General features: G+C 69.3%; 1 pseudogene. It reads right to left on the minus strand.

Annotated elements, in window-relative coordinates:
* Positions 1 to 554 (minus strand): annotated as a pseudogene (locus AC1DQC_RS20160) (ion channel protein); the annotation flags it as partial.

Below are 554 nucleotides of genomic sequence, written 5' to 3' on the forward strand. Positions count from 1 at the left end.
CGGGGGTGCCGAACATGGCCCCGATGGTGGCGGCTGCCGCGAGCATCACCGCGACCTCCGTGGGCACCCGCTTCCACAGGCGCCCGACGATCCACACGGTCAGGGCGGTGTTGATCGCGATGATCGGGTTCTCGGGGCCGAGGCTGACGCCGCCGGCCAGCCCGATCACCAGCACCAGCGCGAGGCTTGGGAGAGCAGACGGTGCAAGCGGTTTCGCGACGAGGCCGGTGGTTGCGGGGTCAGGTCCGGCGTGACCGGGCATCTTCCAGACCACGAGACCGACCACAAAGCCGACGACGGTCAGCGTGCCGAACGCCCACCAGCCGGATGCGCCGGACACGCCGACCCAGTCGGGCAGTGTCGTCCACAGCAGTCGCTGGAGCTTGTTGGCGAGCACGCTGAGCCCGATCAGCATCAACGCACAGCCCACGCCGACGGCGACCGCGGGAACGGCGAGTGCCGCCAGTTGCCGGGTCGTAGGTGTGAGCTCGGATTCCTCGGTCGCACTGGTCAACGCGAAGTCTCCCGTCGGTGTCGGTCCTTCGAGGATGGGG

This window comes from Cellulomonas sp. P4_H12 (assembly GCF_056400905.1).